Origin of the sequence: Streptomyces sp. PU-14G, assembly GCF_041028275.1 — a bacterium.
Classification (GTDB): Bacteria; Actinomycetota; Actinomycetes; order Streptomycetales; family Streptomycetaceae; genus Streptomyces.
On sequence record NZ_JASKYT010000549.1, the window covers coordinates 1 to 3,674 of the forward strand.

Sequence of the window (3,674 nt, forward strand, 5' to 3'; positions counted from 1 at the left end):
GACGACCAGGACGTCCACCCCGCGCGCCCGCAGCCGCCGTGCCACCGCCAGGCCCGCCAGGCCCGCCCCCACCACCACGACGTCGCTGTGCGTCGGCAGCCCGTTCACCCGCCGCTCCGGCCGTCACCGCAGGGGTCGTGGCCCCAGTTCATCAGCGAGTAGCGCCACGGGGACTCCCGTACGTCTCCCGAGGGGCGCTGGGCGAGGTGGCGGCGGACGTAGCCGACCACCTTGCGCATGTGGGCCACGTCGTCGTCGGTCAGGTCGCCCTTGTTCTTCCGCTGCAGCTCGACGATGTACCGCCCCGAGGCGTGCCCGGTGCTCTCGCCGCCACCGTCCTTCTGCCCCACCCGGCGCGACGCGTCGCGCTCCAGCCAGCGCTCCAGCTCGGCGGGGGTCATGTTCACGGCCTCGTTGAACTCAGCGATCACCGTGTCGTCCGCGACCGCCACGATGCGTCACCACCCTCACGGTCGGTCACTGTCCCTCTTGCCCAGGGAACCGGGCTTGTGCACCGCCCGCCGCCCTGACTTCTCGCTCTCCACCTCGTACTGCGGCTCCTCGGGTGAGGCGTCCACCGTGCGTCCCGCCGCGCGCGTCCGCCCGGTGATCTTCTTCTTCACCGTTCCGACCGCCCGGCTGCCGTGGCTCGCCCAGGACACCCGGTCGCCCTTGCGTACCTTCCGGTCCCTGCTCACACGGGCCTCCCGCCTCTGCCGCCGTGCCGTCCGGCATCCGTCTCGATCCGGGAGTTACCCCCTCGGAAAGGGCGAAACGTGCACGCGGGGCGCGGAGAACTGCCGGGCGGAGAGGGGCGGCCCCCCGGTGCGCGGATGCTCGTGGGGCTTGTTGTCGGCGCGCAACACACGGAAGATGCTGACCGCCGATCCATGTCCGAATCCTGAACGCCCACGCGGTCCGCGCGTTTCGTCGCTTTGGACCGATCGAGGCGGTGGAGGTGGCCCCGTGCCGTACGCGGTTCTCAGATCCCCGCAGACCTCCCGGTTCGTCGGCCGCGGGGACGAACTCGGCGCCCTGCGCGCGGCGCTCGCCACCGCGCCCTCCGTGGTCTTCGTCGAGGGGGAGGCCGGGATCGGCAAGACCCGGCTCCTCCACGAGGCGCTCCGCGAGGCCGCCGGGCGTCCCGGTGCGGCGCTCCGACGGGTCCTGGCGGGCAGCTGTCTGCCGCTGCGCGAGCCGTTCCCCTACGGCCCGGTCGTCGACCTGTTGCGCGGGCTGGGCGAGGATCTGCCCTCCCGGCTCAACCCCGTCTGCGGCGCGCTGCGCGCCTACATGCCCGAGCTGGCCGCCGTCCTGCCGCCTGCCCCCGATCCGCCGGCCGACCACCGGGCCACCCAGCACCGGCTGTTCCGCGCCGTGCGCGCGCTGCTGGAGGCGCTCGGCGACACCGTGGTCGTGGTGGAGGACGTGCACTGGGCGGACGACGGGACGCGCGATCTGCTGCGGTTCCTCGTCGACGCCCCGCCACCCGGGCTGTCGCTCGTGCTCAGCTACCGGCGCGAGGACCTGCCGGCCGGCGGGCTGCCGTTGGGGCGGGCACACCGCTGTCCGCCCGGCACCACCGAGCTGCGCATCCCCCTGCACCCGCTGGATCCGGCGGCCGTGTCCGCGCTGACGGCGGCCATGACCGGCGGCCGTCCCGTCTCCGAGGAACTGGCGGCCGAGCTGCACCGCACCACAGCCGGCATCCCCTTCGTGCTGGAGGAGACGGTGCGGGTGCTGTCGGCCGGCGCCCGCGGCGGGCAGCGTCTTGACTGGGACGGGCTCGCGCACATGCGGGTCCCGGCACTCCTCCTGGAGGCGACAGCGGACCGCATGGCGCAGCTCTCGGCCGCCGCCGCCGACGCGGTACGCGCCGCGGCGGTGGTGCGCGTACCGGCCGAGGAGGACCTCATCGCGGACGTGATGGGCGCCTTCGGCCGGCAGCCGCGGACCGGACGGCGCGCTCACGCCGCGGGCGCCGCCCTGCGTGAGGCCCTGCTGGCGGGCATGCTCCACGAGGAGGACGGCGGACGGTACGGCTTCCGGCACACCCTCGCCCAGCAGGCGGTCTACTCCACGCTGCCGGGCCCCGACCGCCACCTGCTGCACCGAAAAGCGCTGACCGCGCTGGCCCGCAGGGACCCGCCGCCGCTGGTGCGGCTGGCCTACCACGCCCGGCTGTGCGGCGACTGGAGCGCCTGGTACCGGTACTGCGAGCAGGCCGTGGACGCCGCGCACGCCATGGGCGACACCGCGCTCGTGGTGGAACTGCTGGAGGAACTCCTGTGCGACGACCGGTTGCCGACGCGGGAACGCGGCCGGCTGGCGGCCCGGCTCAGCACGGAGGCCGCCGTCGGACTGGCGCACCGCCGGGCCACCGGACTGCTGCGGCGCGTCCTGCGGGACGCCGGCCTCCCCGAGGGGCTGCGCGGCGAGATCCGGCTCAACCTCGGACTGCTGCTCAACAACCAGGCGGGCCGCTACCAGGAAGGACGGGCCGACACCGCGAGGGCCGTCGCCGAGCTGCACGAGCGGCCCGCCCTCGCCGCCCGGGGCATGGCCGCACTGGCCATGCCCAGCTGGGGCGACCAGCCGCTCCAGGTGCACGAGCGGTGGATCGAGCGGGCTGAGGAACTGGTCGCCGCCCGCGCGGACGGCGCACTGCGCATCGCCGTGCGCGGCAACCACCTCTCCCTGCGGCTGTCCACAGGAGCGCCCACCGCATGGGAGCAGGCCGAGGCGCTGCTGGGCCAGTGCACGACCGTCGCCGAGCGCCGCGAGGTCGCCCGCGCCTGCGGCAACATCGCGGACGCGGCCACCTGCCTGGGCCACTACGAGGCCGCCCGCCGCTACCGGCTGGAGGGCCGCCGGCTGGCCGCCGAGTGCGGAGCCCCGTATCTGGAGAGCATCGTCGAGGGCACCGCGCTGCGCCTGGCCTGGTACACCGGCCACTGGGACGGGCTCGCCGAGCGGGCACGCAACGCGCTGGGGCTGGTCGGCGGGGTGTCCGGCATCGCCGCCGACGCCCATCTCGTGCTCGGGCTGCTGGCGTCGGCGCGCGGCGAGTGGGAGGAGGCCGAGGCCCGGCTGCGGGACGCGGGCCCGGCGGATCCGGCCAACGCGCCGGCCACCATACTGGCCGCCGCCTCCGCGGCCCTGGCCAGACTCAGGATGGCGTGCGGCGACGCGGAGGCCGGCTGCGCCGAGGCGCTGCGCGCGGTGGCGCGCATCCGCAAGAAGGACATCTGGACGTGGGCGGCCGACCTGACGCCGATGGCGGTCGCCGCCCTCGTGCGCCGGGCGCGGTACGCGGAGGCGGCGGCGCTGACCGTGGAGTTCGGCGAGCGCCTCGCCGGGCGCGACGCCCCGCTGGCCGCCGCGGCGCACCAGGCCTGCCGCGGCATCCTCGCCACCGCGCAGGGGCGCCCGCAGGAGGCCGTCGGCGCGTTCACCGAGGCGCGCGCCGCCTACGCCGCCCTGCCGCAGCCCTACTCCGCGGCGCGTGCGGGAGAGGCCGCGGCGCGCAACCTGCTGGCTCTGGGCGACGGTTCGGGCAGCGGCGCGCTGGCGGAGGCGGCCGAGGAGTTCGGCGGGCTCGGCGCGATCCGGGACGCGGCGCGCTGCCGCCGCGCTCTGCGGCAGAGCGCGGCGGSWGGTGCCCTCCCGCCGGG

General features: G+C 76.1%; 4 protein-coding genes. 1 reads left to right on the forward strand and 3 read right to left on the reverse strand.

What is annotated here, in order from left to right; all coding sequences use genetic code 11:
- From AB8Z75_RS33130 to AB8Z75_RS33140, 3 genes are all read right to left on the reverse strand, one after another.
- A partial coding sequence (locus AB8Z75_RS33130; RefSeq protein WP_369208559.1) for an NAD(P)-binding protein occupies nt 1-108 on the reverse strand: 108 nt, incomplete at its 3' end.
- Nucleotides 105-452: a DUF3140 domain-containing protein gene (locus AB8Z75_RS33135; RefSeq protein ID WP_369208553.1), complete on the reverse strand. Its 348-nt coding sequence runs from the start codon at nt 450-452 to the stop codon at nt 105-107. The genes AB8Z75_RS33135 and AB8Z75_RS33130, both read right to left, overlap by 4 nt.
- A 15-nt stretch (nt 453-467) precedes the next feature.
- A complete protein-coding gene (locus AB8Z75_RS33140) occupies nt 468-698 on the reverse strand; it encodes a DUF2945 domain-containing protein (RefSeq protein ID WP_369208555.1) in 231 nt (76 codons plus the stop codon).
- A gap of 268 nt (nt 699-966) precedes the next feature.
- On the opposite strand from AB8Z75_RS33140, the gene AB8Z75_RS33145 reads away from it, so the two are divergent.
- Nucleotides 967-3,674 (forward strand): AAA family ATPase (locus AB8Z75_RS33145; RefSeq protein ID WP_369208557.1); only part of this gene is annotated, 2,708 nt, incomplete at its 3' end.